Here is a 5,902-nt window from a genome sequence, read left to right as displayed (position 1 = left end):
ACCTTACGCCGGCGAGCTGGACCAAAGCCTGAATGGGGGCTTCAGATTGGGTTCATCTGGATGAAATCTCGGTAATCCACGTCTGGATGCGCCGGCGCGGCCTGCGGCGAAGCGCCCGGGAGGCGGTTTGGGCGGTCGCTTGCCGTCTGGCAAAGGCGCCGATATAAGCCCCGCAACTCCGAACCACCGCTTTCTTCTCAAGGACAAGATCATGGCCATCGAACGTACTTTCTCGATCATCAAGCCCGACGCGACCGCGCGTAACCTGACCGGTGCGGTTAACGCCGTGATCGAAAAGGCGGGCCTGCGCATCGTTGCGCAGAAGCGCATCCGCATGACCAAGGAACAGGCCGAGACCTTCTATGCCGTCCACAAGGCGCGCCCGTTCTTCGGCGAGCTCGTCGAGTTCATGACCTCGGGCCCGGTGGTCGTCCAGGTGCTCGAAGGCGAGAACGCCGTCGCCAAGTACCGCGACGCGATGGGCGCGACCGATCCGTCCAAGGCGGCCGAAGGAACCATCCGCAAGCTCTACGCAAAGTCGATCGGCGAGAACTCCGCACACGGTTCGGATGCGCCGGAGACCGCCGCGATCGAGATCGCGCAGTTCTTCTCGGGCAACGAGATCGTCGGCTGATCATTCAGCCGATTGAAGCGCGATGACAGTCGTCGCGCTTCAATTTATCGTTTAGGCGTGATCTTTTCGGAAAACCGCTTCACTGTTCCGAATCATGCTTTTTGAGACGACGGGGCGAAAGGACTCATTGTGAACTGGCTCTGGCAGATCTTCGATCCCGCTACGATCGGGGCATTCTTCACCCAGTTCCGCAACGAGATGGCCGAACCGACCTTCTGGATCGCGGTCGGCAAGATCATCTGGATCAACATCCTGCTCTCCGGCGACAACGCACTGGTGATCGCGCTGGCCTGCCGCGGCCTGAAGCCGCGGCACCGGCTGTGGGGCATGATCATGGGCGCCGGCGCCGCGGTGCTGCTGCGGATCATCTTCACCGGCATCGTTGCGAGCCTGATGGAGCTGCCGTATCTCAAGCTCGTCGGCGGTCTCGCGCTGATCGTGATCGCAGCCAAGCTCCTGGTGCCGGAGAACRAGGACGAGGACGGCGTCGAGTCCGCCTCGCATCTGTGGCAGGCGGTGCAGATCGTCGTCGTCGCCGACATCGTCATGAGCCTGGACAACGTCATTGCGGTCGCCGCCGCTGCCAATGGCAGCGTCCCCTTGCTGGTGCTGGGTCTTGCCATCAGCGTGCCGCTGATCGTCGCCGGTGCCGCGCTGATCATGGCGCTGCTGGCAAAGCTGCCGGTCCTGGTCTGGGCGGGCGCCGCGCTGCTCGGCTGGATCGCGGGCGAGGTGATCGCAACCGATCCCGGCGTCGCACCGAAGCTCCACTCGCTGTTCGATGGCCCGCTCGGCGCCTCGCTGGACAACATGCTCGGCGCACTGCGCATCCCGGCCCAATTCGGCCATGGCGGTGGAGGCGGCGAATATCTCTGCGCGGCGCTCGGCGTCGTCGTCGTGCTGGTCGTCGGCACCATCTGGCGCCGGCGCAGCCTGAGCGCGGCCGCGCTGGAATCCTCCGAGCGCCACGCCAAGGTTTCGGCGGAGTAAGCCTTTCCGAGGGACGTGTAGTTCACCTCCGCCGCAGGGAGAGGTGAACTACCGCCGCACGATCGAGCCGGCCCGGTTGACCAGGCGGGCGAGCTGGCGGAAGCGGCTGCCGACGCGGTCGGCGACGATGTCGCCGAGACGGTGCTCGAACACCAGCATCAATTTGCGGCCCTGGCTGCGGAAATGGGTGGCGGGCAGCACGCCTGGCCGTGCCGCCGAGATCAGATGCGCGACGCGGAATGCCGCGCCGAGCAGGCGGGCGCGGTCGAGCTGGGCCGGCGTCAGCAACTCCTGCGTGGTGGCCGGCGGCTGGTTTTCCTCGCTGAGGCCCGCATAGCGATAGAACACGGACAGGCCGACAAAGGCGCGCTCGGTATGGGTGATCGCGCCGAAATTGCCGTTGACGACGAGGCTGAGCGTCTGCTCGCCGCGGTGATCGGGATGCACGCGCCAGCCGATGTCGGAGAGCAGGCAGGCGGTGTGGCGCAAGCGGCGGTCTTCGTCCGTCTCGCGCAGCTTCACCACGCGCGCCAGGCGATCGGTCCAGGCGATCAGCTCGCGGGCGTGCTTGGCCGAGCGCGACAGCAGCTGATTGAGCTCTTCGGCCGCGCAGATCAGCCCGTCCTTGTTGCGCTCGGTCTCCGGCAGCTTCTCGTGCAACAGGCCCTCGCGCACGCCGAAGGTCGAGAACACGATGGTCTTGGGCTTCGCCACGCGGATGATGTGCTCGAGCACCAGCGCCGCATAGGTGAGGAGCGGGCGCCGCGCATCGGCGACGATCTCGATGTCGGCGAGCATGTCGGCGGCCGCGAGACGGCGGAGGCGACGCGAAAAGTCGAGCGCCTCGGCCGCGGAGATGGAATAGCCGTGCATCACCTGGAGCGGATAGCCGCTCTGGATGATGTGGATGCGCGCGAGCGCGCGCCAGGTGCCGCCGACGGCGTAGAATGTGCGGCCGCTACCCGCCTTGAGCTGCGGCACCTCGTCGAGCTCCTCGCGCACGATACGGTCGGCGCGCTTGAGCGATTTGTGCGCGAGGTCCTGGAGCGCGAGCCCGCCGAGCGGCAGGGTCACGCCGCTGCGCACGCTGTTCCTGCGCACGTCGATCAGCTCGAGCGAGCCGCCGCCGAGGTCGCCGACGATGCCGTCGGGGTGGTGGATGCCGGAGATCACGCCGAGCGCCGACAGCCGCGCCTCGCGCGGGCCCGACAGGATCTCGATCTTGACGGCGCAGATGCGCTCGGCCTTGGCAATGAAGTCGGGGCCGTTGGAGGCGTCGCGGCAGGCAGCGGTCGCGATCGCGAACACGCGTCCGACCTGCATCACGCGGCATAGCGCGCGGAACCGCTTCAGCGAGGTCAACGCCTTGTCGACGGCGTCGGGCGCGAGCAGGCCCGTGCTCTGCACCTCGCGCCCGAGGCCGCACAGCGTCTTCTCGTTGAAGATCGGAATGAGGCTCCGCGTCAGTCCCTCGTAGACGACGAGACGGACCGAGTTGGAACCGATGTCGATGACCGCGACGCTCGAGCCGCGCTTACGCGGCCGCTTCACGTCCACGATCCCGGATCAGGATTGATGACGTTCACTACGGCGCGTGAGACGGCGCGGCGAGGATTCCTTGAGCGACTTTCCACGGCCAGATAGACTCGGATTTGTCATGAAGTAGTTGTGGACGTTGAAAGGCTCCTCGCCCTTCGCGGTCTTCATACGCGTCGAGGACCCGTCCGGCAACAATTGCCAGCTCTGCTCATTGTCCTTCAGATTCGCGACCATGATCTGTTCGAGAACCTGCTGATGCACCGTGGGATTTTGCAGCGGACACAGCACCTCGACGCGGCGGTCGAGGTTGCGCGGCATCATGTCGGCCGAGGAGATATACACAGCCGCTTTCGCGCTCGGCAGCCCCTGGCCCATGCCGAAGCAGTAGATTCGGCCGTGTTCCAGGAAGCGCCCGATGATCGACTTGACGCGGATGTTCTCCGACAGGCCGGGAATGCCGGGCCTGAGGCAACAGATGCCGCGCACCACGAGCTCGACCTGGACGCCGGCCTGCGAGGCCTCGTAGAGCGCGTCGATGATGTCGGGGTCGACCAGCGCGTTCATCTTCATCCAGACCGCGCCGGGGCGGCCATGCCGCGCATGCGCGGTCTCGCCCTGGATGTGCTCGATGATGCGCTTGCGCAAGGTCAGCGGCGACACCGCCATCTTTTCCAGATCGCTCGGCGCGGCATAGCCGGTGATGAAGTTGAAGACGCGCGCGGCGTCGCGGCCGATGGTCGGCTCCGAGGTGAAGTAGGAGAGGTCGGTGTAGATGCGCGCGGTGACCGGGTGATAATTGCCGGTGCCGGTGTGGACGTAGGTCGTGAGGCTGCCGCCCTCGCGGCGCACCACCATCGAGAGCTTTGCGTGCGTCTTCAGTTCGAGGAAGCCGTAGACGACCTGCACGCCGGCGCGTTCGAGGTCGCGCGCCCAGCGGATGTTGGCCTCCTCGTCGAAGCGCGCCTTCAGCTCGATCAGCGCGGTGACGGACTTGCCGGCCTCGGCGGCTTCGGCCAGCGCGCGCACGATCGGCGAGTTGTTGGAGGTGCGGTAGAGCGTCTGCTTGATCGCGACGACATCGGGGTCGCGCGTGGCCTGCTGGAGGAACTGCACCACCACGTCGAAGGATTCGTAGGGGTGATGGACCACGAGGTCCTTCTGCCGGATCGCGGCAAAGATGTCGCCGCCATGCTCGCGCACGCGCTCGGGATGGCGTGGCACGTAAGGGGTGAATTCGAGGTCGGGCCGGTCGAGGCGGGTGAGCTGCGAGAGCTCGTTCATGGCGAGCACGCCGTCGACCAGGAATACTTCGTCGTCGGCGGCGGAGAGGGCATGCTGCACGAAGCTGCGCAACTGCTCCGGCATCTTGGCGTCGATCTCGAGCCGGATCACCGATCCACGGCGGCGGCGCTTCAGCGCGGTCTCGAACAGGCGGACGAGGTCCTCGGCCTCTTCCTCGATTTCGAGCTCGGAGTCGCGGATGATGCGGAAGGCGCCCTGGCCATGCAGATTGTAGCCGGGGAACAGGCGGTTGATGAACAGGGCGGTGGCCTGTTCCAGCGAGATCAGCCGTACCGTGCCTTCGGACGGAAGGCGAATGAAGCGGTCGATCCTGCCGGGCATGCGGATCAGCGCGTTCATCTGCTTGCCGTCGGCGGCGCGCGTGAGCTGGAGCGCGATGGTGAAGCCGAGGCTCGGAATGAACGGGAAGGGGTGGGCCGGGTCGATCGCGAGCGGCGTCAGCAGCGGGAACACGTTGTTGAGGAAGTAGTCCTCGATCCACGTCCGCTCCGCCTTGGTGACCTCCTTGCCGTCCACCAGCACGATGCCGACATCGGCCAGCGCGGCGCGCAGGTCGCGCCAGATCGCCTGCTGGTCTGAGGCAAGCTGGGAGACGGTGCGGTTGATCAGCGCGAGCTGCTCGGACGGCGTCAGGCCATCGGGGCTGCGCTCGGAAATGCCCTCGCGCACCTGGGCCTTGATGCCGGCGACGCGGACCATGAAGAATTCGTCGAGGTTATTGGCGGAAATCGACAGGAATCGCACCCGCTCCAGCACGGGATGGCTGGGATTGACCGATTCCTCCAGGACGCGGCGGTTGAAATGCAGCCAGGAGAGCTCGCGGTTGATGAATCGCTCGGGGCTCGAGGCGATCGCCGGCAGGCTCTCGGCTTCCGCGTCTTTTTCTTTTGTTTCAATAGCTTGAGCGGAGTCCATGAGAAGTCGGTCCATCCAGTTTGCCCCAATTTGCGACCTACGCGCAAAACCGGCGGGAGCATGTGTTAGGGCGATGACGTTTCGATGACATTGATGTTCCGCAGTTCCGCGCCGTCAAGCGGCGTTGGGGGGCGGGGTCRGGCGTCCCGGAGCAGCTCGGCGGCCAGCGCCCGGGTCACGGGGCGGCCAAGCCGCAGGGCCTCGCTGTCGAGCAGTTCCACGGCCTGCCGGGCGGCGGCCGAGGATCGCTCCAGGCGCGTGGCGAGGTAGCTCACCACGCTCTCGTCCACGGTGAGCTGGCGGTCGGCGCAGAATTTGACGATCAGGCCACGGAAGAGCTGGTCGTCGGGGGGCAGCAGCGTGACCACCGGTACCGCGCGCAGCCGAGAGCGCAGGTCGTGGAGCTCGATGTCCAGCGAAGCGGGCACCTCGCGCCCGGTGAACAGGATATAAGCGCCGTCCTCGCGGGCGAGGTTCATCAGGTGGAAGAGGGCGCGCTCGTCAAAGTCCTTGGCCTTGAGA

At 66.0% G+C, this 5,902-nt stretch carries 5 protein-coding genes; 2 read left to right on the top strand and 3 right to left on the bottom strand.

Annotation, left to right across the window (positions count from 1 at the left end; genetic code table 11):
- Positions 1-211: 211 nt before the first annotated feature.
- Positions 212-634, top strand: a complete 423-nt coding sequence (gene ndk, locus AC1D00_RS23335) for a nucleoside-diphosphate kinase (RefSeq protein ID WP_011086893.1) — start codon at positions 212-214, stop codon at positions 632-634.
- A 129-nt stretch (positions 635-763) separates the two neighbouring features.
- A complete protein-coding gene (locus tag AC1D00_RS23330) occupies positions 764-1,624 on the top strand; it encodes a TerC family protein (protein WP_477012275.1) in 861 nt (286 codons plus the stop codon).
- Between the two features lie 48 nt (positions 1,625-1,672).
- Here AC1D00_RS23330 and ppx read toward each other — a convergent pair whose 3' ends face one another.
- From ppx to AC1D00_RS23315, 3 genes are all read right to left on the bottom strand, one after another.
- Positions 1,673-3,175, bottom strand: a complete 1,503-nt coding sequence (ppx, locus tag AC1D00_RS23325; RefSeq protein WP_027542956.1) for an exopolyphosphatase — start codon at positions 3,173-3,175, stop codon at positions 1,673-1,675.
- Positions 3,176-3,190: 15 nt separating this feature from the next.
- Positions 3,191-5,380, bottom strand: a complete 2,190-nt coding sequence (locus tag AC1D00_RS23320; RefSeq protein ID WP_477012276.1) for an RNA degradosome polyphosphate kinase — start codon at positions 5,378-5,380, stop codon at positions 3,191-3,193.
- Positions 5,381-5,445: 65 nt separating this feature from the next.
- Positions 5,446-5,902 (bottom strand): P-loop NTPase family protein (locus tag AC1D00_RS23315; RefSeq protein ID WP_477012274.1); only part of this gene is annotated, 457 nt, incomplete at its 5' end.

It is taken from the genome of Bradyrhizobium sp. P2_E8 (assembly GCF_056403875.1).
This window is presented reverse-complemented; position numbering and strand designations above follow the sequence as displayed.